The sequence below is a fragment of the Mesobacillus jeotgali genome (genome assembly GCF_031759225.1).
GTDB lineage: Bacteria > Bacillota > Bacilli > Bacillales > Cytobacillaceae > Mesobacillus > Mesobacillus jeotgali_B.
Genome location: NZ_CP134494.1, coordinates 4,445,805 through 4,469,059, shown reverse-complemented (window position 1 = coordinate 4,469,059; position 23,255 = coordinate 4,445,805). Strand labels below are relative to the sequence as shown.

Annotated in this window: 23 protein-coding genes; 20 read left to right on the top strand and 3 right to left on the bottom strand. The window is 45.4% G+C overall.

What is annotated here, in order from left to right:
- Positions 1-2 precede the first annotated feature (2 nt).
- From RH061_RS22285 to RH061_RS22265, 5 genes are all read left to right on the top strand, one after another.
- Positions 3-656: a TetR/AcrR family transcriptional regulator gene (locus RH061_RS22285; RefSeq protein ID WP_311072934.1), complete on the top strand. Its 654-nt coding sequence runs from the start codon at positions 3-5 to the stop codon at positions 654-656.
- Positions 657-658: 2 nt separating this feature from the next.
- Positions 659-3,919: a fused isobutyryl-CoA mutase/GTPase IcmF gene (gene icmF, locus RH061_RS22280; protein WP_311076503.1), complete on the top strand. Its 3,261-nt coding sequence runs from the start codon at positions 659-661 to the stop codon at positions 3,917-3,919.
- Positions 3,920-4,243: 324 nt separating this feature from the next.
- Positions 4,244-4,450: a hypothetical protein gene (locus tag RH061_RS22275; protein ID WP_311072933.1), complete on the top strand. Its 207-nt coding sequence runs from the start codon at positions 4,244-4,246 to the stop codon at positions 4,448-4,450.
- Positions 4,451-4,567: 117 nt separating this feature from the next.
- The gene (gene rpoE, locus RH061_RS22270) at positions 4,568-5,134 is read left to right on the top strand and encodes a DNA-directed RNA polymerase subunit delta (RefSeq protein ID WP_311072931.1); all 567 of its coding nucleotides are present in this window, start codon (positions 4,568-4,570) and stop codon (positions 5,132-5,134) included.
- Positions 5,135-5,389: 255 nt separating this feature from the next.
- Positions 5,390-6,991 carry a CTP synthase gene (locus RH061_RS22265; RefSeq protein WP_311072930.1) on the top strand — a complete coding sequence of 534 codons (1,602 nt, stop codon included), beginning with the start codon at positions 5,390-5,392 and terminating at the stop codon, positions 6,989-6,991.
- A 116-nt stretch (positions 6,992-7,107) separates the two neighbouring features.
- Here the strand turns inward: RH061_RS22265 and RH061_RS22260 are convergent, their stop codons facing one another.
- Positions 7,108-7,629 (bottom strand): DUF2529 domain-containing protein, encoded by a 522-nt coding sequence (locus tag RH061_RS22260; RefSeq protein ID WP_311072929.1) that lies wholly within the window; start codon positions 7,627-7,629, stop codon positions 7,108-7,110.
- A gap of 198 nt (positions 7,630-7,827) precedes the next feature.
- Between RH061_RS22260 and RH061_RS22255 the strand changes: the two genes are divergently transcribed.
- The 12 genes from RH061_RS22255 to spoIIR all read left to right on the top strand — a co-directional run bounded on the left by RH061_RS22255 (position 7,828) and on the right by spoIIR (position 19,678).
- A complete protein-coding gene (locus RH061_RS22255) occupies positions 7,828-8,196 on the top strand; it encodes a response regulator (protein ID WP_041964634.1) in 369 nt (122 codons plus the stop codon).
- A gap of 319 nt (positions 8,197-8,515) precedes the next feature.
- On the top strand, positions 8,516-9,373 hold the full coding sequence (locus RH061_RS22250) for a class II fructose-bisphosphate aldolase (RefSeq protein WP_102264606.1): 858 nt from the start codon (positions 8,516-8,518) through the stop codon (positions 9,371-9,373).
- A 99-nt stretch (positions 9,374-9,472) separates the two neighbouring features.
- On the top strand, positions 9,473-10,120 hold the full coding sequence (gene fsa / locus RH061_RS22245; protein ID WP_311072926.1) for a fructose-6-phosphate aldolase: 648 nt from the start codon (positions 9,473-9,475) through the stop codon (positions 10,118-10,120).
- A 534-nt stretch (positions 10,121-10,654) separates the two neighbouring features.
- Positions 10,655-11,941: a UDP-N-acetylglucosamine 1-carboxyvinyltransferase gene (locus tag RH061_RS22240; RefSeq protein WP_311072925.1), complete on the top strand. Its 1,287-nt coding sequence runs from the start codon at positions 10,655-10,657 to the stop codon at positions 11,939-11,941.
- A gap of 252 nt (positions 11,942-12,193) precedes the next feature.
- Positions 12,194-13,156 (top strand): class II fructose-bisphosphatase, encoded by a 963-nt coding sequence (gene glpX / locus RH061_RS22235; RefSeq protein ID WP_311072924.1) that lies wholly within the window; start codon positions 12,194-12,196, stop codon positions 13,154-13,156.
- 279 nt (positions 13,157-13,435) lie between these two features.
- Positions 13,436-14,707 carry a transcription termination factor Rho gene (gene rho / locus RH061_RS22230; protein ID WP_311072923.1) on the top strand — a complete coding sequence of 424 codons (1,272 nt, stop codon included), beginning with the start codon at positions 13,436-13,438 and terminating at the stop codon, positions 14,705-14,707.
- A 143-nt stretch (positions 14,708-14,850) separates the two neighbouring features.
- Entirely contained in the window at positions 14,851-15,060 is a 210-nt protein-coding gene (gene rpmE, locus RH061_RS22225) for a 50S ribosomal protein L31 (protein ID WP_041964628.1), read from the top strand.
- A 312-nt stretch (positions 15,061-15,372) separates the two neighbouring features.
- Positions 15,373-15,993: a thymidine kinase gene (locus RH061_RS22220; RefSeq protein WP_192471835.1), complete on the top strand. Its 621-nt coding sequence runs from the start codon at positions 15,373-15,375 to the stop codon at positions 15,991-15,993.
- A gap of 262 nt (positions 15,994-16,255) precedes the next feature.
- Positions 16,256-16,705 carry a hypothetical protein gene (locus RH061_RS22215; RefSeq protein ID WP_311072922.1) on the top strand — a complete coding sequence of 150 codons (450 nt, stop codon included), beginning with the start codon at positions 16,256-16,258 and terminating at the stop codon, positions 16,703-16,705.
- A 224-nt stretch (positions 16,706-16,929) separates the two neighbouring features.
- On the top strand, positions 16,930-18,003 hold the full coding sequence (prfA, locus tag RH061_RS22210) for a peptide chain release factor 1 (RefSeq protein ID WP_311072921.1): 1,074 nt from the start codon (positions 16,930-16,932) through the stop codon (positions 18,001-18,003).
- A complete protein-coding gene (gene prmC / locus RH061_RS22205) occupies positions 17,996-18,862 on the top strand; it encodes a peptide chain release factor N(5)-glutamine methyltransferase (protein ID WP_311072920.1) in 867 nt (288 codons plus the stop codon). The genes prfA and prmC overlap by 8 nt, the downstream gene beginning before the upstream one ends.
- A 93-nt stretch (positions 18,863-18,955) precedes the next feature.
- Positions 18,956-19,678, top strand: a complete 723-nt coding sequence (spoIIR, locus tag RH061_RS22200; RefSeq protein WP_311076501.1) for a stage II sporulation protein R — start codon at positions 18,956-18,958, stop codon at positions 19,676-19,678.
- Positions 19,679-19,925: 247 nt separating this feature from the next.
- Here spoIIR and RH061_RS22195 read toward each other — a convergent pair whose 3' ends face one another.
- Positions 19,926-20,267, bottom strand: coding sequence for a cupin domain-containing protein (locus tag RH061_RS22195; protein WP_311072919.1), 342 nt, complete (start codon positions 20,265-20,267; stop codon positions 19,926-19,928).
- A gap of 14 nt (positions 20,268-20,281) precedes the next feature.
- Positions 20,282-20,659 carry a globin domain-containing protein gene (locus tag RH061_RS22190; RefSeq protein ID WP_311072918.1) on the bottom strand — a complete coding sequence of 126 codons (378 nt, stop codon included), beginning with the start codon at positions 20,657-20,659 and terminating at the stop codon, positions 20,282-20,284.
- Between the two features lie 305 nt (positions 20,660-20,964).
- On the opposite strand from RH061_RS22190, the gene RH061_RS22185 reads away from it, so the two are divergent.
- From RH061_RS22185 to RH061_RS22175, 3 genes are all read left to right on the top strand, one after another.
- Entirely contained in the window at positions 20,965-21,357 is a 393-nt protein-coding gene (locus RH061_RS22185) for a KGG domain-containing protein (RefSeq protein WP_311072917.1), read from the top strand.
- Between the two features lie 153 nt (positions 21,358-21,510).
- Positions 21,511-21,954, top strand: a complete 444-nt coding sequence (locus RH061_RS22180; protein WP_311072916.1) for a GNAT family N-acetyltransferase — start codon at positions 21,511-21,513, stop codon at positions 21,952-21,954.
- Between the two features lie 142 nt (positions 21,955-22,096).
- Entirely contained in the window at positions 22,097-23,140 is a 1,044-nt protein-coding gene (locus RH061_RS22175; protein WP_311072915.1) for an L-threonylcarbamoyladenylate synthase, read from the top strand.
- The last annotated feature ends 115 nt before the right edge of the window (positions 23,141-23,255 follow it).

The window sequence follows — 23,255 nt, the reverse complement described above, 5'->3', positions numbered from 1 at the left end:
TGATGAAAAAGCGAGAAGTGCAGGCGTCGGTAAAAGATGAGCGACTTGTGAAAAAAAGGCGCGACCAGATGATCAAAGGGGCCGTTACCCTTTTCAAGCAGAAGGGCTTCCACCGCACGACTACCAGAGAGATTGCCCGGGCTTCAGGCTTTAGCATCGGCACCCTTTATGAATATATCCGCACGAAGGAAGATGTGCTCTATCTTGTCTGTGACAGCATCTATGACGAGGTTCGCGACCGCCTTCAGGAAAACCTCGACACGAATCAGGGGACGCTCGAGAGCCTGAAGGTCGGGATTGCCAATTACTTCAAGGTCATGGACGATCTGCAGGATGAAGTACTCGTCATGTACCAGGAGGTAAAGTCGCTGACAAAAGATGCCCTTCCTTACGTGCTGAAAAAAGAAATCGAGATGGTGGGGATGTTCGAGGATGTGATCCAGCGCTGCGTCGAAAATGGCGAACTTGACCTGGATGAACAACACGTCAAAATCATCGCCCATGATATTTTCGTCCAGGGGCAGATGTGGGGATTCCGCCGCTGGGCACTGCAAAAGCTTTACACTCTCGAGGAGTATACAGAGCTTCAGACAGAACTGCTTTTCAAGGGAATCAAGGGGTCGGAAATGAAATTAGGAACAGGGGGAACAAAATGAGTATGCAGGAAATGTATCAACCAAAGAACCATATTCGCTTTGTGACAGCTTCAAGTTTGTTTGACGGCCATGATGCCTCAATCAATATTATGCGCAGGATCATCCAGTCAATGGGCGGCGAGGTCATCCATCTTGGCCACAATCGCTCTGTTGAGGAGGTCGTCAATGCCGCAATCCAGGAAGATGCACAGGGAATAGCGATTTCTTCCTATCAGGGCGGGCACGTCGAATATTTCAAGTATATGTATGACTTGCTGAAGGAAAAAGGCGCTTCCCATATCCGCATTTACGGCGGTGGAGGCGGCGTTATCATTCCTCGGGAAATAAAGGAGCTTCATGAATACGGTATCGCCCGGATTTTTTCACCGGAAGACGGCCGGAAGTATGGCCTTAACGGCATGATCCAGCAGATGATCAAGGAGTGTGATTTCCCGACAGTCACTCCAGAAGGCGTCGAGGAAATCGAGAAGCTTGAAACAGGTGACCCGAATGCGGTTGCCAAGCTGATCACACTTGCCGAGCAGCATGTCGGTTCGGAAAAAGAAACAGCCGCCGCTGTGGAAAGCTTGATGGAAAAAGTAAAGACGATGTCCAAAGCGGTTCCTGTCGTCGGTATCACGGGTACAGGCGGTGCCGGAAAAAGCTCTTTGACAGATGAACTGATCAGGAGGTTCATCAATGAAATCCCTGAAAAGCGGGTAGCGATTTTGTCAGTAGATCCGACAAAACAAAAAACAGGCGGCGCACTTCTAGGCGACCGCATCCGCATGAACGCAATTTTCTCTCCACGCGTTTATATGCGCAGCCTTGCGACAAGACAGTCCAGGTCCGAACTGTCGCTGGCAATTAAAGATGCGATTGATGTTGTCAAAGCAGCCGGCTTCGATCTGGTCATCGTCGAAACTAGCGGGATCGGACAGGGCAATGCGGGAATCACCGATGTTTGCGATGTTTCTATGTATGTGATGACAAGCGAATTCGGTGCACCGTCACAGCTTGAGAAAATAGACATGATCGATTATGCAGACCTGATCGTCATCAATAAATTCGAGCGAAAAGGCTCTGAGGACGCCAAGCGCCAGGTCCAGAAGCAGTACCAGCGCAGTCATCTCCTATGGGACAAAGACCTTGATGACATGCCTGTTTACGGCACAATTGCCAGCCAGTTCAATGACCCTGGCACGAATGCGCTGTTTGCTGCGCTTGTCAATACAATCAATGAAAAAGCAGGGACGAATTGGACGACATCTTTTTCTACCAATGCGGTAGTCGAAAAGCAGAATGTCATCATCCCGAACGACCGCCGTTACTACCTACGTGAGATTTCGGAAACGGTACGGAGCTACCATAAGCACGCGGCAGAGCAGGCAGACCTTGCCCGCAGATTATTCCAGATTGAAGGTACAATCGAAGCGGTAAAAGAAAGAGAAACAAACAGCGAAGTAATTTCCTCTCTTCAGGTATTGAAGGGAGAAGTAGAGAAGAAGCTGACTCCTGAATCCAAATATATTCTCGAAAATTGGCAATCCCTCAAGGAGAAGTACAGTGCTGACCAGTTCGTGACGAAGATCCGCGACAAGGAAATTGTCACCGAGCTAAGGACAAAGAGCCTTTCAGGTTTGAGTATCCCTAAAGTGGCATTGCCGAAGTACAAGGATTACGGTGAAATTTTGCGCTGGGTATACCTTGAGAACGTACCGGGAAGCTTCCCGTATACAGCGGGCGTATTCCCGTTCAAGCGTGAAGGTGAGGATCCAAAGCGCCAGTTTGCTGGTGAAGGGACACCTGAACGGACGAACCGCCGATTCCATTACTTGTCGAAGGACGACAATGCGAAGCGATTGAGCACAGCTTTTGACTCCGTTACTTTGTACGGAGAAGACCCTGATTACCGTCCAGATATTTACGGTAAAGTTGGCGAGAGCGGAGTCAGCGTTTGTTCGCTTGAAGATATGAAAAAGCTTTATGCAGGATTTGACCTTTGCCATCCATCAACATCTGTGTCGATGACGATCAACGGACCGGCACCGATCATCCTGGCCATGTTCATGAACACAGCGATTGAACAGCAGGTAGAAAAGAAAGAACAAGAGCTTGGCCGCAAGCTGAATGATGAAGAGTTTGCACAAGTGAGGGAAATGACGCTTCAGACAGTTCGCGGAACAGTGCAGGCAGATATTTTAAAAGAGGACCAGGGACAGAATACTTGTATCTTCTCTACTGAATTCGCTCTGAGAATGATGGGCGACATCCAGCAGTATTTTATCGATGAGAAGGTCCGGAACTACTATTCTGTTTCAATTTCCGGCTATCATATTGCCGAAGCAGGCGCGAACCCGATTTCCCAGCTGGCCTTCACGCTGTCAAATGGCTTCACATATGTTGAATACTATTTGAGCAGAGGCATGAAAATCGATGACTTTGCACCGAACCTGAGCTTCTTCTTCTCAAACGGCCTTGATCCTGAGTATTCCGTGATCGGCCGCGTTGCCCGCCGCATCTGGGCAACTGTCATGAAGAACAAATACGGCGCAAATGAGCGAAGCCAGAAGCTGAAGTATCATATCCAGACATCCGGCCGTTCACTTCACGCACAGGAAATTGACTTCAATGATATCCGTACGACGCTTCAGGCATTGATGGCTTTGCATGATAACTGCAACTCGCTTCATACAAATGCTTATGACGAAGCAATCACCACGCCGACGGAGGAATCAGTCCGACGCGCGATGGCGATCCAGATGATCATCACGAAGGAGCACGGATTGACGAAAAATGAGAATCCGCTGCAAGGTGCGTTCATCATTGAAGAGCTGACTGATCTGGTTGAGGAAGCAGTCCTTCAGGAATTCGAACGGATCAATGACCGTGGAGGCGTACTCGGCGCAATGGAAACACAGTATCAGCGCGGCAAAATCCAGGATGAATCGATGTACTATGAGATGAAGAAGCATTCAGGGGAACTGCCGATCATCGGTGTGAACACCTACCTGAATCCAAACCCTCCATCCGAGGAAGAAATCGACAAGATGGAACTTGCTCGTGCAACGAAAGAGGAAAAAGAAACGCAGATTCAGAACCTTGAAGCCTTCAAGGGTAAAAACAAGGATCAATCCGAAGAAGCGCTCAATCGCCTGAAGGAAACGGCAGTCAGCGGTGGCAATATTTTTGCAGAGCTGATGGAAACGGTGAAGTACGCGAGCCTTGGCCAAATTACCCGCGCACTATATGAAGTAGGCGGCCAGTTCCGCAGGAATATGTAAAGCAAGTTGCAGTATGCTGCTTGTTTAAAATTATAAAAGATGGTGTATAAAAGTAGGGCGTGGCATTAGCACTTTTTGCAATGGACCTGTATTGGGCAAGGTGGCTTATAGGAAAACTATGAGCCACCTTGCATTTTGTTCATTCTTTTTCGTAAACTAGCTTTACCTAGTAACAGGGTCCGGCTTTTCACAAGTGCTTCCGGATTTAAGGCGAATTTGGTTCGAATCATAACTTTTAGAGAATTTTTCATATCTTTTGCCAAATAATCTTATATAATCTAGGTATCAGCTAATACATACGACCTACTTCAGGATGTGAAATTTGTGAGATCAGTGTTGTTAACGGCCGGCGCAGCCATAGCAATTGCAGCCATGTATTATCTCTACCAGCGTCAGCTCGGTGCGGTATCATTTTTCATTCTTTCGATTGTCTTCTTTTTCATGGCCTATACCCAGCTGAAAAAGCGAAAAAGTACTGGCAGCAGGAAAGTGGGCAATGAAAGCGAAAAAAGGCAAGAAAACGACAGATAAAACTGGCATAAAGGTTTAGAATTTGTTTATAATGTAGAATATGCATTCTGGGATATTTTCCTTGTTTTCGGAAGCAGGGCCGGGTAAGGCCTGGAATAGAGAAAGGAAGTGCGGAGATTGAGTTTAAGTCAATACTCAAAAGAAGAGCTTCAAGAAATGTCATTGATTGAAGTTGCCTTCGAAATTTTAAAAGAAAAGAAGCAAGCGATCACGTTCCAAGAGATGATGGCTGAAATTAAGAGCATTCTCGAATTGGACGAGGCTGATGTAAATGAAAAAATGGTTCAGTTCTATACAGATATAAACATAGATGGACGTTTCATGTCCCAGGGAGAAGGACGCTGGGGACTTCGCGTCTGGTATCCTGTAGACCAGATTGAAGAAGATAATGTCACGACAGTCAAGCCTAAGAAGAAGAAGTCGAAGAAGGCAGTGGATGAGGATGATCTCGACCTTGACGAATTCGATGAAATCGATGAGGAAGATCTTGATTTTGATGACATCGACGAATTTGATGAAGACGACGATGATGCCCTGGATGATGACGATGAAGATGATGAAGACTTCGATGAGGATCTTGAAGACACTGACGACTTCGACGATGATGATGAGTTGTTAGAAGATGAAGACGAAGATGAAGATCTTCCACTTGAAGATGAAGAGGACGAGGACAAAGAACTGTAATTAACGGCTTGACTTTTAATAGGACCGGCTGTAGAATACTTTTTGGGCTCCTTAAAAAAGGACGATTATGTAAAACAGCTACAAAACGCTCCCCATACTATGTATGCGGGGCGTTTTTTTATTTTGTCCAGAACCCCCCAGACAAACAGGTTTGCATCTTAAACAGCAGGCCGATGAAATCGTTAAAAATTTTTTTAATAAATCAATTAAACAGGTACATATTGTACAAACTGTTTGATGAGGGGGATTATACAAATGGCAAAGTATATTTTTGTAACAGGCGGCGTAGTTTCGTCATTAGGTAAGGGGATTACGGCGGCATCTCTTGGAAGATTGCTGAAAAACAGGGGCATGAACGTAACAATCCAGAAGTTCGACCCATATATCAACGTGGATCCTGGGACAATGAGTCCTTACCAGCACGGTGAAGTTTTCGTTACGGATGATGGTGCGGAAACGGATTTGGACCTTGGCCACTACGAGCGCTTCATCGACATCAATCTTAATAAGTACTCGAACGTGACGACAGGAAAAATCTATTCGACTGTCTTGAAAAAAGAACGCCGCGGTGACTACCTGGGCGGAACTGTACAGGTTATCCCGCATATCACGAATGAAATCAAGGACAAGGTTTTCCGCGCTGGAAAGGAAACTGGTGCAGATGTAGTCATCACTGAAATCGGGGGAACAGTAGGAGATATCGAATCTCTTCCTTTCCTTGAAGCGATCCGCCAGATCAAGAATGATGTTGGCCGCGACAATGTGATGTATGTTCACTGTACACTAGTTCCTTACATTAAGGCAGCCGGAGAAATGAAGACGAAGCCAACCCAGCATAGCGTAAAAGAACTGCGCAGCCTGGGAATCCAGCCAAACATCATCGTTCTTCGTACCGAAATGCCGATCTCGCAGGACATGAAGGACAAGATTGCCCTATTCTGTGATATCGATAAAGATGCGGTAATCGAAGCTACAGATGCTGAAACACTATATTCAATCCCTCTTGCTCTGCAGGAGCAGAAGATGGACCAGCTGGTATGCGACCACTTCAAGCTGAATTGCGGCGAAGCAGACATGACCGAATGGAATGCACTAGTCGAGAAGGTAACGCATCTTTCTGAAAAAACGAAAATTGCCCTAGTTGGTAAATACGTGGAACTTCAGGATGCATACATCTCTGTGGTAGAGTCGCTGAAGCACGCTGGCTATGCATTTGATAGCGATATTGAAATCAAGTGGGTCAACTCTGAGGAAGTAACAGAAGAAAATGTGGTAGAACTGCTCAATGACGTGGATGGAATCCTTGTTCCAGGCGGATTTGGTGACCGCGGGATCGAAGGAAAGATCCTTGCTACCAAGTATGCGCGTGAAAACAAAGTGCCATTCTTCGGAATCTGCCTTGGCATGCAGCTGGCATCTGTAGAATTTGCCCGCCATGTTCTTGGCCTGAAGGATGCTCATTCTGCAGAAATCATGCCAAGCACGCCATACCCGATCATCGACCTTCTTCCAGAACAGAAGGATATCGAAGATCTGGGCGGAACACTTCGTCTTGGACTATATCCATGTAAGCTTGGTGAAGATACGAAAGCATTCGCAGCTTATGGCGATGATTTGATTTACGAACGTCACCGTCACCGCTACGAGTTCAACAATGAATATCGCCAGGCAATGGAAAAAGAAGGATTCATCTTCTCTGGGACAAGCCCGGATGGCCGACTGGTAGAAATCATTGAATTGAAAGACCATCCATGGTTCCTTGCATCCCAGTTCCATCCTGAATTCACATCAAGACCAACACGCCCGCAGCCATTATTCAGGGACTTCATCGAAGCATCAATCAAGTCACGTAAATAATATCGGGATATAAGCGAAAAGCCGGTGAAATCACCGGCTTTTTTAGCTTTTATTTGGATTGCGGATACGTTTTTCCGTGAAGCTTCGTTTTATACTGTTAAGCCAAATTTCCCTGATTAGTACTCCTCTAATATCTCTTCAATCGTGAATTTCAACCCGAAGTAAATGAATAAGGCAACAATTGACGTAGGGTAACCGACTCTGTTGCCCATTTCGTCAGGCAGGAGTCCTTTTTTTAATTTTAAATCAATGTGTACGTCAGCCAGTGAATCGAGACTTTCAGCTTCTTGATTGTCACGGACAGTGGAGATGGCGACAAATGGGATTCCTTTTTCCTGTAGTTCGCGCGCTGCCTCAACAGCCTCTTGATCGTCTGCGTAGCGGCTTACAATCAGGACGCGGTCAGCCGCCTCGAGTTCAATATTCTCTGTTAAAATTGCTGCGGATTGCAATGGTTCCTCTCCATAGACCGCCTCAAGGGCTACCGCCTGCATCTCTTTCGTACCGAAAATATAAACACTGCCCTCACCAGCTGCAGCTTGTGCCAGCAGTCTCGCTCCATCTTCGATTGAAAACTCTTCTTTTTCCTGAAGCCTGTTGAACAAGCCAGCAAGCTGTGTCGAAAACATTTTTAACATAACAGCACCTCCGTTTTTGCCAATACTGATTATAAAGTACTACAATGAGAATGAAAAAGCATCTGTCGAAAAATAAGTTTGAAAATATGGGAGGAATTTCAAGCTTTTTAACGAATTGTGTAAATGGGGATAAGACGAAATGTTTCCTGGACAAATACATTTAACAACATACTACATTTATTAGGGGGAAGAGGCGGCATGAAAGAAAAAATACTTATTGTAGACGACCAGTTTGGCATCAGAATTCTACTTAATGAAGTGCTGCAAAAAGAAGGTTATCAAACATATCAGGCTGCAAATGGCGTCCAGGCCCTGGATATCGTAAAAAAGCATCCACCTGATCTCGTTCTTTTGGACATGAAGATTCCTGGAATGGATGGAATTGAAATTCTAAAAAGAATGAAGGTAATCGATCCGGACATCCGCGTCATCATCATGACCGCTTACGGCGAGCTCGATATGATCCAGGAAGCAATGGATTTAGGGGCGCTGACCCACTTCGCAAAACCATTCGATATCGACGACATCCGGGCAGCAGTAAAGAAATACTCACAAACCGTATCTTAAGTTTTAATATTGATTACATAGAAAGGCCCTCTAGATTATATTTGGGGGCTTTTCTTTTTAAAAGGCAGAAAAAAACAGAGTTTCCAGACTAGTAAAACTATTGGTAGCGCTTGCTTTATAGCATTTTTATGACACTTGCAAAAACAAGGCTAGAACAATGGCATTTCTGATTTTCTTTTGGTATGATACTTATGAATTCCACAGGATCAATCGTTTTGATGAATGCCATCTCGGGTACATAAACAAAAGCAGAGAAGGAAATCCTTTTAAAGGGTAGCATAGTCAAATGACGATTGATCATAACGAAGGAGGAAATGATATGCCTTTAGTTTCAATGACAGAAATGCTTAAAAAAGCGAATGCAGAAGGCTACGCTGTTGGGCAGTTTAACTTAAATAACCTTGAGTTCACTCAAGCGATCCTTCAAGCTGCAGAAGCTGAGAAGTCACCAGTAATCCTTGGTGTTTCTGAAGGTGCTGCACGCTACATGGGCGGCTTCAAGACAGTTGTCAAAATGGTAGAAGGTTTGATGGAGGACTATAAAACTACAGTTCCTGTTGCAATTCACCTTGACCATGGTTCAAGCTTCGATAAGTGTAAAGAAGCAATCGACGCAGGTTTCACATCTGTTATGATCGATGCTTCACACGGTCCTTTCGAAGAGAACGTTGAAATCACTTCAAAAGTGGTAGAATACGCTCATTCAAAAGGTGTTTCTGTAGAAGCTGAATTGGGAGTAGTCGGCGGACAGGAAGATGATGTCGTTGCAGATGGCGTTATCTATGCTGATCCAAAAGAGTGTGAAGAACTAGTTCAACGCACTGGCATCGACTGCCTGGCTCCAGCACTTGGATCTGTTCACGGACCTTACAAAGGTGAACCGAACCTTGGCTTCAAAGAAATGGAAGAGATCAACAAGACTGCAGGAGTACCATTGGTATTGCACGGCGGAACTGGTATCCCTACAAAAGATATCCAGAAAGCTATCTCTTTCGGAACAGCTAAAGTCAACGTAAATACTGAAAACCAAATTGCTTCAGCTAAAGTTGTTCGTCAGGTATTGGCTGAAAAGCCTAACGAGTACGATCCACGTAAATACCTTGGACCAGCTCGCGACGCAATCAAAGAAACTGTAATCGGCAAAATGCGTGAATTCGGTTCTTCTAATAAAGCGTAATAGCAATAAAAATTTGTTATAATTAAACCGCCTTACAATAAGGCGGTTTTTGTCCATTTATATAAGTTTGAAAATTATGTCGACTGGAGGCGTTTACAAATGAAGTTTTTTATCGATACTGCGAATATGGAAGAAATCCGCGAGGCCTATACACTGGGAATTTTATCAGGGGTTACGACAAACCCGTCACTCGTGGCAAAAGAAAAGAATGTAAAATTTGAAGACCGTCTGAAGGAAATCACAGAGTTAGTCCCTGGTTCAGTCAGTGCAGAAGTTATCGCACTGGATGCTGAAGGCATGATCAGAGAAGGGAAAGAGCTTGCAGCAATCGCTCCAAACATCACAATCAAAGTTCCGATGACCCCAGAAGGTTTGAAAGCCGTTTCCGTATTCTCAAAAGAGGGAATCAAGACGAATGTAACATTGGTCTTCAGTGCAAACCAGGCATTGCTAGCAGCAAGAGCGGGAGCTACATACGTTTCACCATTCCTTGGCCGCCTTGATGACATCGGCCATAACGGACTCGACCTGATTTCAACGATTGCCGAAATCTTCACCATCCATGGAATCGACACAGAAATCATCGCCGCGTCCATCAGACACCCACAACACGTAACAGACGCAGCACTAAGAGGAGCACACATCGCAACCGTACCATACAAAGTCATCCAGCAAATGTTCAGCCACCCACTAACAGACAAAGGCATCGAAGCCTTCCTAAAAGACTGGGAATCACGCGGACAGTAAAATTCTATTTTTTAAAAGAATGGGAAAAGCAAAATAGTGTTTCCAAGTCTAGTTGATTGAAGTGGAAGGCGCGCAGACTCCTGCGGGATCAGCGGGACAGGTGAGACCCCGCAAGCGCTTTAGCGCTGAGGAGGCTCACCTCACGCCCCGCGGAAAGCGAAGCGCCTGGAACGGAAATCAACGACAGATTTCGGAGAGTCACTTTTTAAAATGAGGGGTTTAAGATCTCAGCCGCTCAGCGGATAGTGAAAATTAAAAGATTTATACACAGAGGTGGTTTCGGCCGACTGAAACCACCTCCTGTTAGGAAGTTTTACCCAATTTAAACTTTTTTGCATTTTATTACATGAATTTGGGAATATCGTGTAAACTAAAGAAATAGAAAACTCCCGGAATCTGCGTGTTTTTAATGGAAAAATATACCTTGTTGATTTCGGTAAACAAATCTTAGTAGAGCCTATATCGGTCTTAGCTGTAAAAAGTTTGCTTCTCCAGCTTGACCTTAATACATCACGGCTTAGAAGGGAGTCAAAAATGGAAAAGCTTAAGATTGCAGGCGGCTATCCTTTAAAAGGGACTGTACGGGTCAGCGGCGCGAAAAACAGCGCAGTGGCCTTGATCCCAGCAACGATTCTAGCAGAATCGCCTGTGACCATTGAAGGTTTGCCGGATATATCCGACGTTCATATGCTCAAGGACTTAATGGAGGAGATCGGCGGTTCTGTTGAATTCTCGAACAATGAAATGACGGTAGATCCGTCTTCCATGATTTCCATGCCTTTGCCGAATGGAAAAGTGAAAAAGCTGCGAGCTTCATACTATTTAATGGGTGCGATGCTGGGCCGTTTCAAAAAGGCTGTCATCGGACTGCCGGGCGGCTGCCATTTGGGTCCAAGGCCGATTGACCAGCATATAAAAGGATTCGAAGCGCTTGGTGCAAGCGTGACGAACGAACAGGGCGCAATTTACCTTCGTGCCGAGGAGCTTCGCGGTGCGAGGATTTATCTTGACGTTGTCAGCGTAGGGGCGACTATCAACATCATGCTTGCTGCTGTTAGGGCAAAAGGGCGTACCATCATTGAAAATGCGGCAAAAGAGCCGGAAATCATTGATGTAGCGACTTTGCTTACCAATATGGGAGCGAAAATCAAAGGCGCAGGAACGGATGTCATCCGGATTGATGGCGTAGACGAGCTTCACGGCTGCCGCCATACGATCATTCCTGATCGCATCGAGGCTGGCACATACCTGATCCTCGGCGCTGCCATTGGCGATGGTGTGACAATCGATAATGTCATTCCTCAGCATATTGAGTCACTTGTGGCCAAGCTGAAGGAAATGGGCGCTAAAATTGAAGCTAGTGATGAGCAAATTTATATTGCGCCATCTGATCAGTATAAAGCAGTCGATATCAAAACTCTGGTTTACCCTGGCTTCCCGACAGATCTGCAGCAGCCATTCACAGCGCTTTTAACCAGAGCGGAAGGCTCCAGTGTCGTGACAGATACGATTTACGGGGCACGTTTCAAACATATCGACGAACTAAGAAGAATGAATGCCAATATCAAAGTCGAAGGCAGATCGGCGATCATCAGCGGTCCTGTCAAGCTGCAGGGAGCTAAGGTGAAGGCGAGTGACCTCCGGGCCGGAGCAGCGCTTGTCATTGCCGGACTTATGGCAGAGGGCGTCACCGAAATCACCGGTGTCGACCATATCGATCGCGGCTACAGCCACATTGTTGAAAAGCTCAATGGGCTTGGTGCCACAATTTGGCGTGAAGATATGACATCTGAAGAGCAAGAAGAAGTAAAAAAATCATAAAAAGTATAGTACAATAGAAGTTGTACCATACAAATAGTGGTGCTAATGCTTATCTAAAACGTAAAGTAGTATAACCTATTTGATTTTCGGACCGCCAACTGCGGCTGCATCAAAATTTCGCTTCCTAAGCAGTTTCATAGCATGATCAGCCAACGAGGAGAATGCTGATTATGCCAGGGCTGAATACGAAGAGATTGAGAGGTATACCTTTTGGGTGGGCATTAGCGCCTTTCATGATTAGGGGATGATCATATGGAACGTAGCTTAACGATGGAGCTTGTCCGCGTGACAGAGGCGGCTGCGCTTGCTTCAGCACGCTGGATGGGACGAGGTAAAAAAGACGAGGCTGATGATGCTGCAACGTCAGCGATGAGAGATGTGTTTGACACCATCCCGATGAAAGGCACGGTCGTGATCGGTGAAGGTGAAATGGACGAAGCGCCGATGCTGTATATCGGTGAAAAGCTTGGGACAGGCTATGGCCCGCGTCTGGATGTCGCAGTCGATCCTTTGGAAGGAACGAATATCGTAGCGTCCGGCGGCTGGAATGCCCTTGCTGTCCTCGCGGTAGCAGATAACGGCAACCTGCTTCATGCACCTGACATGTACATGGATAAACTGGCGGTAGGTCCTGAAGCGGTAGGAATGGTCGATATCAATGCTTCTGTTCTTGATAACCTGAAGGCAGTGGCGAAAGCGAAGAACAAGGATATTGAAGATGTTGTAGCGACGGTTTTGAACCGCCCTCGCCATGAACATATCATTGCCCAGCTTCGCGATGCCGGAGCGAGGATTAAATTGATCAATGACGGCGATGTAGCAGGCGCCATAAACACGGCATTTGATTTTACGGGCGTGGATATCCTGTTTGGTTCAGGCGGAGCACCTGAGGGTGTCATCGCTGCAGTAGCGTTGAAAAGCCTAGGCGGTGAAATCCAGGGTAAACTGCTTCCGCAAAATGATGCAGAACTTGAGCGCTGCAAAAAAATGGGCATTGATGTCAATAAAGTCCTCCTTATGGAAGATTTCGTCCGCGGTGAAGATGCCATATTCGCAGCAACAGGCGTAACAGACGGCGAGCTGCTAAAAGGAGTTCAGTTCAAAGGCTCTTACGGCTCAACCCACTCAGTGGTCATGCGTGCAAAATCAGGAACAGTCCGCTTCATCGAAGGACAGCACAGCCTGAAGAAAAAGCCGCATCTAGTCATGAAATAATATTTTTTTATAATGAACCGAAAACCCTTACAAATCAGCTCCCTTTGCCGCATTATGTAGGTAAAGGGAGCTGATAAATAAAAAGATTGATTATTTTTCCTGTTTAAGGGTAAAATGAAAATTGTTTTGATACTAGAAAAACAAACCAGTTGTATACCTTCATTAATTCCTTCTTACAACCTTCAAAGGAACTCATTTCTTCTTTTTCCATCCATACGCTGATATTCTTAATACATTTTTTATGGGGGAAATCGAAATATTTTAAGGCGTGGTGACATAATGGAAGTAAATATTTCAAGCTTAGAAAATATGAAATTGAAAGAGCTTTATGAACTCGCAAAAGAATATAAAGTCTCTTACTACAGCAAATTAACGAAAAAAGAACTTATTTTTGCTATTTTAAAAGCGCGTGCAGAACAACAGGGTTACTTTTTCATGGAAGGTGTCCTGGAAATCATCCAGTCTGAAGGCTTTGGTTTCCTGCGCCCGATCAACTACTCGCCAAGCTCTGAGGATATCTATATTTCGGCTTCGCAGATTCGCCGTTTTGATTTAAGGAACGGGGATAAGGTATCGGGGAAAGTCCGTCCTCCTAAAGAGAATGAACGTTATTTCGGCTTGCTTCAGGTAGAGGCTGTCAATGGTGATGACCCTGAATCGGCGAAGGAAAGGGTCCACTTCCCGGGATTGACGCCGCTGTATCCGGATCGCCAGATGAAACTGGAAACGACGCATAACAAAGTTTCGACAAGGATCATGGATGTCCTCGCTCCAGTCGGTTTTGGACAGCGCGGCTTGATCGTTGCTCCGCCAAAGGCTGGTAAAACGATGCTGATCAAAGAAATTGCAAACAGCATTACGACCAACCATCCTGAAGCAGAACTGATTGTGCTATTGATCGATGAGCGTCCGGAAGAGGTAACCGATATCGAACGTTCCGTTGCCGGAGATGTGGTCAGCTCCACTTTTGACGAAGTGCCTGAAAATCACATCAAGGTGGCTGAACTTGTGCTTGAGCGTGCGATGCGCCTTGTTGAACACAAGCGTGACGTAATCATCCTGATGGATAGCATCACTCGTCTTGCCCGTGCCTATAACCTTGTCATCCCGCCAAGCGGACGTACTTTGTCCGGCGGTATCGATCCTGCGGCATTCCATCGTCCGAAGCGCTTTTTCGGTGCTGCCCGTAATATCGAGGAAGGAGGCAGCTTGACAATACTTGCGACTGCGCTTGTTGATACAGGATCACGCATGGATGATGTGATCTATGAGGAATTCAAGGGAACAGGTAACATGGAGCTTCACCTTGATCGTTCACTTGCTGAAAGAAGGATCTTCCCGGCAATCGATATCCGCAGATCTGGAACGCGTAAAGAAGAGCTTCTTATTCCAAAGGATCATCTGGACAAGCTTTGGGCTATCCGCAAATCAATGTCGGATTCACCGGATTTCGCGGAAAAGTTCCTGCGCAAGCTAAGATTGTCCAAGTCGAACGAAGATTTCTTCGCTGTCCTTGGCGAAGAAATGAAAGGCAATAACAAACGTTCTTAGTTCCAGATTCTGGATGTAAAAACTGACTTGAAATATATAGTTGAACTTGTTATAATGATTGCAGTGTGTTTTTCCAATAACGGTATAACCGTTGATTATAACTCTGTTTCGGATATGATTCAGGGCGGAAGGAGATGAAAAGAATGAAATCAGGAATTCATCCAAACTACAAAACAGTTAAGGTGACTTGCGCATGCGGTAACGAATTCGAAACTGGTTCTGTAAAGAACGAGATTCGCGTTGAAACTTGCTCTGAGTGCCACCCATTCTATACTGGACGTCAGAAGTTTGCTGAAGCTGGCGGACGTGTTGACCGCTTCAACAAGAAATACGGTCTTAAAAACAACCAGTAATAGTATTATTAAGAAACCAAACAGGCAAGAAGCTTTGCGACTTGCCTGTTTTTTATTTTGCCTTTTTTGAAGAAATCGGGTACATAAATTTATTTTTGTGAACTTTATTAATGTGTCTGGATTCAGCACTGATTTTTGTTATAATGGAAAAAGCTGAAAAAAGTGTCGAACTTTTAATCAGGCTTTTTTCGTACCTTTATGGCATGAAAAAGCCGTAATTCTACGAAAGCAGCTTTTTGTTTAAACAGCCCGCTCCAGCGCCAACAGCGCATGAGCGATTCATTTTTTCCACTGAGGAAGGAGAGGCAGACCATGTACGTTATGAAACAAAGCGGTTGGATCGAATTGATCTGCGGCAGCATGTTTTCGGGGAAATCCGAGGAACTAATCCGCCGCGTGCGCAGAACTCAATTCGCCAAGCAAAAGATTGCTGTATTCAAGCCTGCGATTGATAACCGCTACAGCGAAGAATCGGTTGTATCACACAACGGAACTGCAGTTACTGCAAAGCCTATTGCCAACTCTACTGATATTTTCAAGCATATCAACCCTGATATCGATGTCATTGCCATTGATGAAGTGCAATTTTTCGATAATGAAATTCTTCCGGTCGTCCAGCATCTTGCTGACAGCGGCTACCGCGTCATCGTTGCCGGCCTTGACCAGGATTTCCGCGGTGAGCCATTCGGGCTGATGCCTGCGCTGATGGCTGTTGCTGAAAATGTGACCAAGCTACAAGCTGTGTGTGCGGTCTGCGGATCGCCATCAAGCCGTACACAGCGTCTGATCAACGGCAAGCCAGCCTCATATGATGATCCAATCATTCTTGTTGGCGCGTCCGAATCATACGAACCACGATGCAGACACCATCATGAAGTGCCAAAATCACCGAACGAGCTGAAAATCGAGAAAACGACTGAAAGCTTAACATAAAATGTTTGATCCTCCCGGAAGCGGGGGGATTTTTTTATTGTTATTTCCCTGATATTGGATGAAAGTGCAATTACGTCACTTTGCGGTGCAATTATCTCAATTGAACGCGCAATTAATGGTTTTTTTCGTGCAATTAATACTCTTTAACGTGCAATTATAGTCGTTGAGTAAGAGAATAATTTTTCCAGCTGCTCATTTTTCAAAAATTTAGGGCATGCTTAATACCTCCACAGGGCAAGATAACCACGGGAGGTGCCATAATTTGAAAATATTACTCATGTTGCTAGTGTTTGTGGTGGTTATGGTTTCAGGATGTGGCCAGGATAATACCGAATCAGTTTATGACAAGGATCAAGACCAGGCTGGCATGGACCTGAACAGAGAGGGTGACGGTGTCCGCGAAGGTGATGGTCCTAATTTTTCGAGGGATCAGGATGACGGCATGACGATGACCGACCAGAATCCTAACTTATTGAACACCGACAACGAGAACCACCATAGTTTTTCCCAGGATGTCCAAAAGGCAAAGGATGTCATTTCTGACGCTGGATATGAGCCAGGCTCCATCTGGATCAACGGCGGAGAAATGAACGTAACTGCCCAGCTTGAAGGCCACGTGACCAGGAATGACCGTGAAAAAGCCCAAAAGACATTGCAGCAAAAGCTGGCGAAAGCTTTGCCGCGCTATGACATTAACGTTGATATCCAATAGAAATTTCTACTTCAGCAGCATGCTCATAAAAGGGCATGCTTTTTCCATTTTACAGATGACGGAGGTTGCGCTTTTCCAGTCATAATGGCTTTGACTGAGGGGGTCAGCTATACTATAATTAGAATGTTATGCAATGTTGAATTATCAGACCTGTTTCGGAAATACACAGGCAAGAATAAATTTATAATCCAATTTCAAGGCAATTAAAATAGAGGTGAATGTCCGTGTTTGATCGTCTTCAATCAGTTGAGGATCGTTATGAAAGATTGAATGAGCTATTGAGTGACCCGGAAGTTGTCAATGACTCCAAGAAGCTTCGTGAGTATTCAAAAGAGCAGTCCGACATCCAGGAAACCGTCATGGCTTATCGTGAATATAAGGAAGTAAAAGAACAGCTGACAGATGCGAAAGCGATGCTCGAGGAAAAGCTTGATGCAGAGATGCGCGAAATGGTAAAGGAAGAAATTTCAGAGCTTGAACCACGAATCGAGGAGCTTGAAGCTCGCATCAAAGTCCTTCTGATCCCTAAAGATCCTAATGATGACAAGAACGTTATCATGGAAATCCGCGGCGCTGCAGGTGGCGATGAAGCTGCTTTATTTGCCGGTGACCTTTACAGGATGTACAGCCGTTATGCTGAATCACAGGGCTGGAAGACTGAAGTCATCGATGCCAGCACGACTGGCGTAGGCGGTTTTAAAGAGATCATCTTCATGATCAACGGAAATGGCGCTTACTCTAAAATGAAGTTCGAAAATGGTGCGCACCGCGTCCAGCGTGTTCCGGAAACAGAATCTGGCGGCCGTATCCATACTTCAACCGCTACTGTTGCATGTCTTCCAGAAGCAGAAGAGGTGGAAATCGAGCTGCATGACAAAGATATCCGCTTTGATGCATTTGCTTCCAGCGGCGCCGGCGGACAGTCTGTTAACACAACAATGTCAGCTGTACGTCTGACGCATATCCCAACTGGAATCGTCGTATCGTGTCAGGATGAAAAATCACAGCATAAAAACAAAGACAAGGCGATGAAGGTTCTTCGTGCCCGCGTCTATGACAAGTTCCAGCAGGAAGCACAAGCGGAGTATGATCAGGTCCGTAAGTCAGCTGTAGGTACTGGTGACCGCTCTGAGCGAATCCGTACGTACAACTTCCCGCAAAACCGAGTGACTGACCACCGCATCGGACTGACAATCCAGAAGCTTGACCAGATTCTTCAGGGAAAGATGGATGAGATCATTGAAGCGTTAATTATGGAAGACCAGTCTCAAAGACTTGAGAGTGCGAACAATGAGTAATGTAAGAATATTTGAAGCCCTCAATTGGGCTTCTTCTTTTTTAAAAGAACATAATCGCGAGGAGTTCGCCGGTGAGCTTTTGCTGCGGCACTATTCGGGGCTGTCCCGTACATCCATGCTGATGAAGATGCGCGATGAACTGGATGGCGAAGTATGGTCCGAGTTCCAGGCTGTTGTAAAAAGGCATGCCGCTGGCGAGCCGATTCAATATATTATTGGCAGCGAGGAATTTTACGGCCGCCGTTTTGAAGTGAATGAGCATGTGCTGATTCCCCGTCCGGAGACGGAAGAACTAGTATATGGCACACTACAGCGGCTGGACAAGCTATTTCCGGAAAGAGATTCTATTGAACTTGTCGATGTCGGGACCGGCAGCGGGGCGATTTCGGTTACCTTGAAGCTGGAAAAACCAGAATTGAAGGTAACTGCAGTTGACCTTTCTAAAGACGCTATTGAGGTGGCGCGGAAAAATGCAAGCAAGCTTGGTGCGGAAATTGAGTTTTTGCACGGAGACCTCCTGCAGCCGCTCATTTTACAAGGGAAAAAAGTAGATGCTGTCATTTCGAATCCGCCTTATATCCCGGTCGCTGACCAGGAATGGATGTCGGATATCGTCACTGAGCATGAACCGCATATGGCGCTTTTTGCAGGCGAAGATGGCTTGGATCTGTATCGCCGGTTCATGGAGGAACTTCCGCTTGTTTTAAAAGAAAAAGCGCTCATTGGCTTCGAGATCGGTTCTGGACAGGGTGAAGCGGTACGTAGATTACTGGAAAATACCTTCCCGGACGCCAAGGTTGAGATTGTTTTTGATATTAACGGCAAGGACCGGATGGTTTTCGCTGAGTTGGACTCCTGATAAAAAGGGGTCCAATTTTTTTCAAAATTACTAGTTTAAGAATCTATCAAACTGTCCACACTGTTTACTAGTGAAGGGACGGTGCGAGAGATGATGATGAAAAAATCAGCAGCTATTCTATACATACTCTTATTATGTGCAGGTACTATTTTAAGTTTATATACACCAAAAAATGAAGTGACCGCGAAGGAAGCGATGGTCATCCCGAATGAGGCGATCCGCCTGAGGATCCTCGCTGACAGCGACCTGGAGAAAGACCAGAACATCAAACGCTTGATCCGCGACGAAGTGAACAAAGAAATCACGAAATGGGTCCAGGAGCTTACTTCAATCGAAGCAGCGCGAGAAGTTATCAAATCCAAGCTTCCGGAAATCCAGGCAATCGCGGAAGGTGTTGTTGCAGCTGAAGGCGCAAACCAATCTGTAAAAACAGAGTTTGACAAAGTCCAGTTTCCTACTAAATTATATGGGCAGTTTCTCTATCCAGCAGGTGAGTATGAAGCAATCCTGATCACTTTGGGCGAAGGCGAAGGAGCGAACTGGTGGTGCGTCCTCTATCCGCCACTATGCTTCCTTGATTTCTCAAACGGAGAAGCAACAAGCGAAGGCTTCGATGAAAACGACAGCAAGGGCGATGTAAAAGTAGAAACAGAAGACGAGTCCGTTGATGCTGAGCTTGATGATGAGAAAAACGAAGATAAAAAGGATAAGAAAAACGAAGATAAAAAAGACGAGAAAAAAGTATATGAAGGCGGCGAAGAAGAAGTAGAGGTATCATTCTTCCTCGTCGAGATTTGGAACAGGATTTTCGGATAAAATAAGCCCCTGCGCAGGCCGCAGGGGCTATTTTTAACTAATGAGATACCTTGCAGGCAAATATATTGGCGATTTTCCAAATATATCGACCACATTTTGAATTATATCAGCGGATTTTTAAATATATCGACCACATTTTAAATTATATCAGCGGATTTCCGATTTTATCGACCACATTTTCGACTATATCGACCAGGTGGGGATATAACGCTCTTTGTTTGGGCTTTTGCATACATCTTGCTGGCCCTTAAATATTCTGCGCAAATCTCTCATCCGGAATCTTATTGAGCATCACATAAAGCGTGACTGGCTCTGATCCTGTGTTTTTATAGGCGAGTTCTTCAGTCCCGCCCAGGTGGACGGTCTCGTTCGCAGCGGCCACGATCTCTTCGCCATCAACAAGGAATGTGCCTTCTCCCTGCATCGTTAAAATGAATACTTCAGTACCTGGATGCGTGTGTTTCGGCAGTTCTTGTCCTGGCATGAAGTTCAAAAGGAACACGGTGCTGTCGCCTTTTTTGAAAACAATTCTTTTCGTAAAACGTTCTTCGCTGAATTCCTGGTATTGTTTCAATGATTGTTTTTCCATGATTGAATTCCTCCTTAATGTTTGTTGATCATTATCGGTGCGATCTGGCTCAAACGCTCGAACAGCGCTTTGCCGCCCTCGGTGTCAATCAAGCCGGTTTCTGTCAGTGTTTCATGCATCAGCTTCAGCCATGCCTGGGCACGCACCGGTGTGATTTCGAATGGCATATGCCTCACTCTCATATTAGGCGGTCCAAATTCCTCGCTGTACAGTGCGCCGCCCCCGGTCAGCTGGGTGAGGAACATCCATTGCTTCCGCTTGATTTCACTCATATCGCCCTCGAACAACGGACTGAGCTCCTCATTTTCGTATACCTTTGGATAAAAAGTATCGACAATCTTGCGGATTGACTCATCTCCGCCGATCTTCTCGTATATTGTTTTGATTTCCATCCCGTGCCCCCTTGTGAGAAAGGTTTTCATTTGAATACATTTATTATAACCATACAAAATGGGTGACATAGTGACTTAAATCACTCACTTATGAATTTTTCACTATGAGAAGCTAGGAAACTTCAGCTAGCTTCTCTTAAGAAATACTTGGTAAATGAGGAAAAGTGACTGTCAGAATTACCAAAAATATTACATTCTTTAAACAAGCATATTACATTCCCTTGTTACTAGTTTCAGGGTGGGAGAATCCGGATATTCAGTGTAGTGTAACATCAAAACTTAGATTTCAAGGAGGATGAGTAATAATGGCTAAAAACAATAACAATGATAAGATGTCACGTGAAGAACGAGGACGCATGGGCGGCGAAGCTACAAGCCAGAACCATGGCAGCGACTTCTACCAGGAAATCGGCCGTAAAGGCGGCGAAGCAACTTCGAACAATCACGACAAAGATTTCTATCAGGAAATTGGCCGCAAAGGCGGAGAGGCTACTGCTGAAAGCCATGACAGCGAATTCTACCAGGAAATCGGGAAAAAAGGTGGCGAAGCAACCTCTGAAAGCCACGATAAGGACTTCTATCAGGAGATCGGCCGCAAAGGCGGGGAAGCGACTTCTGAAAACCATGACCGAAGCTTCTATGAAGAAATCGGTGAAAAAGGCGGCAATGCCCGCAACAACAATAACAACAATAACTAATCAGTTGGCTTAGAAAGCCAGAAACCAAAGGATACACGGCAGCTTTCATTATAAAAATGGAGGCTGCCGTGTTTCTTTTTATCCTTTTTTAAGTTCTACTTTCTACCTTCTCTCATATCTTTTTACTAGAATCTTATTTTTGAGGTGATAGAGATGACGTGGAAAATCAGAAGTGCGAATAAAGAGGATCTGCCAAAACTGGAGGCTTTTTTAACAGAAGCGGGAGTAAGCCCGGAAGGATTGAGTGACTCCATCGAAAACTTTTCATTGATGGAAAACCAGAGCGGAGAACTGAAGGCATGCCTTGGAGTAGAACCGGTAGATAAGGCAGGACTGCTTCGATCATTTGTTGTATCCCCGAAAATTGGCCAGCCGGATTTGATGCTGCTGTTTAAACGGGCATTCCTGACTGCGAAAAATCAGGAGCTTGGAGAATTATATCTGGTTACCAACAAGATGAGTGCGGTTTCCTTTTTCTCAAGTCTCGGATTTGAAATGGTTAATCAATCGGAGCTTCCTGAATCGCTTCTCGAAAAAAGCCATTTAAAACAAGTTCTAACTGTGGATAACTCCGCAATTATGAAAATAATTCTGTAAATTGTGGATTAATCCACAAAGTTATCCACGGATCCGTTAAAATTATACACAATTTGTGGATAAAAACTTGAGTTCTGCTTATTCTTCTTTTATACTTTCATAGAAATAGACTAGTATAGCGAGAAGTAAAAGGTGGATGTACATGCAAACTCAAATGTGGTCAGTGGATAAGAATGTGGATAATTTAAAAACATATCCACAAATAATAGAAGCTGCACAAAAACTGAAGCAAAATGAAGTAGTCGCTTTTCCGACAGAAACGGTTTACGGCCTCGGCGGCAACGCAAAAAGCGATGAAGCCGTCTTGAAAATATTCGAAGCAAAAGGAAGACCTGGGGATAACCCGTTGATTATCCATATTGCAAATACTGAGCAAATTCATTCCTTTGTAAAGGATATCCCCGATCAGGCAGCGGTGCTGATGGATGCTTTTTGGCCTGGTCCATTGACGATTATCCTGGAAAAAAAGGAAGGTGCGCTTTCTGAAAAAGCAACTGCCGGATTATCCACAGTTGCCGTCAGGATGCCCGACCATCCAGTAGCGCTCGCACTTATCGAAGCGTCAGGCTTGCCGCTTGCTGCCCCAAGCGCAAATCTGTCAGGCAAACCAAGTCCGACAACAGCGGGTCATGTTGCAGATGATTTGACTGGCAGGATTGCCGGGATCGTGAATGGAGGAGCGACCGGTGTCGGCCTCGAATCCACAGTTGTTGATTGTACCGGCGAGATTCCAGCGATTTTAAGGCCGGGCGGCGTAACGAAGGAACAGCTGGAAGAAGTAGTCGGTGAAGTAGCGGTAGACCCGGCTCTGAAGGATTCAGACCAGGCGCCAAAATCACCCGGGATGAAATATCGCCACTATGCCCCGAATGCACCATTCTATCTTGTTGACGGAACAAAAGAAGAAATCCAGCAGCTCGTGAATGAAAAGCGAAGAGATGGCCAGAAAGTCGGTGTGATGACAACAAAGGAAAATAAGGGTTTTTATGACTCCGACACAGTGATCGCCTGCGGTGAAAGAGCGAAACTGGAAACAGTCGCAGAAGCACTATATGACACACTCCGGGCCTTCAATCAAAAAGACCTCGATATCATTTTCGGCGAAATTTTTCCCGAACACGGTGTGGGCCAGGCCATCATGAACCGCCTGTCAAAGGCTTCAGGACTGCCAATCATTAAAAAATAAGTCACTAAGGGAAGCGCTTCGGTTATGGAGCGCTTTTTGTATTGCGAACGGCATAATATCATTTCGGAAACTGAAAATTCCCTGCTTCTAAATCATTTTGGACGTGCATATGCTG

Excerpts from the sequence above, each read along its gene's own strand:
- fsa (WP_311072926.1), top strand. The coding sequence starts at position 9,473 with ATGAAGTTTTTTATCGATACTGCGAATATGGAAGAAATCCGCGAGGCC.
- glpX (WP_311072924.1), top strand. The coding sequence starts at position 12,194 with ATGGAACGTAGCTTAACGATGGAGCTTGTCCGCGTGACAGAGGCGGCT.
- rpmE (WP_041964628.1), top strand. The coding sequence starts at position 14,851 with ATGAAATCAGGAATTCATCCAAACTACAAAACAGTTAAGGTGACTTGC.
- prmC (WP_311072920.1), top strand. The coding sequence starts at position 17,996 with ATGAGTAATGTAAGAATATTTGAAGCCCTCAATTGGGCTTCTTCTTTT.
- RH061_RS22260 (WP_311072929.1), bottom strand. The coding sequence starts at position 7,629 with ATGTTAAAAATGTTTTCGACACAGCTTGCTGGCTTGTTCAACAGGCTT.
- RH061_RS22220 (WP_192471835.1), top strand. The coding sequence starts at position 15,373 with ATGTACGTTATGAAACAAAGCGGTTGGATCGAATTGATCTGCGGCAGC.
- RH061_RS22285 (WP_311072934.1), top strand. The coding sequence starts at position 3 with ATGAAAAAGCGAGAAGTGCAGGCGTCGGTAAAAGATGAGCGACTTGTG.
- RH061_RS22240 (WP_311072925.1), top strand. The coding sequence starts at position 10,655 with ATGGAAAAGCTTAAGATTGCAGGCGGCTATCCTTTAAAAGGGACTGTA.
- RH061_RS22180 (WP_311072916.1), top strand. The coding sequence starts at position 21,511 with ATGACGTGGAAAATCAGAAGTGCGAATAAAGAGGATCTGCCAAAACTG.
- RH061_RS22250 (WP_102264606.1), top strand. The coding sequence starts at position 8,516 with ATGCCTTTAGTTTCAATGACAGAAATGCTTAAAAAAGCGAATGCAGAA.
- icmF (WP_311076503.1), top strand. The coding sequence starts at position 659 with ATGCAGGAAATGTATCAACCAAAGAACCATATTCGCTTTGTGACAGCT.
- spoIIR (WP_311076501.1), top strand. The coding sequence starts at position 18,956 with ATGATGAAAAAATCAGCAGCTATTCTATACATACTCTTATTATGTGCA.
- RH061_RS22190 (WP_311072918.1), bottom strand. The coding sequence starts at position 20,659 with ATGGAAATCAAAACAATATACGAGAAGATCGGCGGAGATGAGTCAATC.
- rho (WP_311072923.1), top strand. The coding sequence starts at position 13,436 with ATGGAAGTAAATATTTCAAGCTTAGAAAATATGAAATTGAAAGAGCTT.
- RH061_RS22185 (WP_311072917.1), top strand. The coding sequence starts at position 20,965 with ATGGCTAAAAACAATAACAATGATAAGATGTCACGTGAAGAACGAGGA.
- RH061_RS22265 (WP_311072930.1), top strand. The coding sequence starts at position 5,390 with ATGGCAAAGTATATTTTTGTAACAGGCGGCGTAGTTTCGTCATTAGGT.
- RH061_RS22175 (WP_311072915.1), top strand. The coding sequence starts at position 22,097 with ATGCAAACTCAAATGTGGTCAGTGGATAAGAATGTGGATAATTTAAAA.
- RH061_RS22255 (WP_041964634.1), top strand. The coding sequence starts at position 7,828 with ATGAAAGAAAAAATACTTATTGTAGACGACCAGTTTGGCATCAGAATT.
- RH061_RS22195 (WP_311072919.1), bottom strand. The coding sequence starts at position 20,267 with ATGGAAAAACAATCATTGAAACAATACCAGGAATTCAGCGAAGAACGT.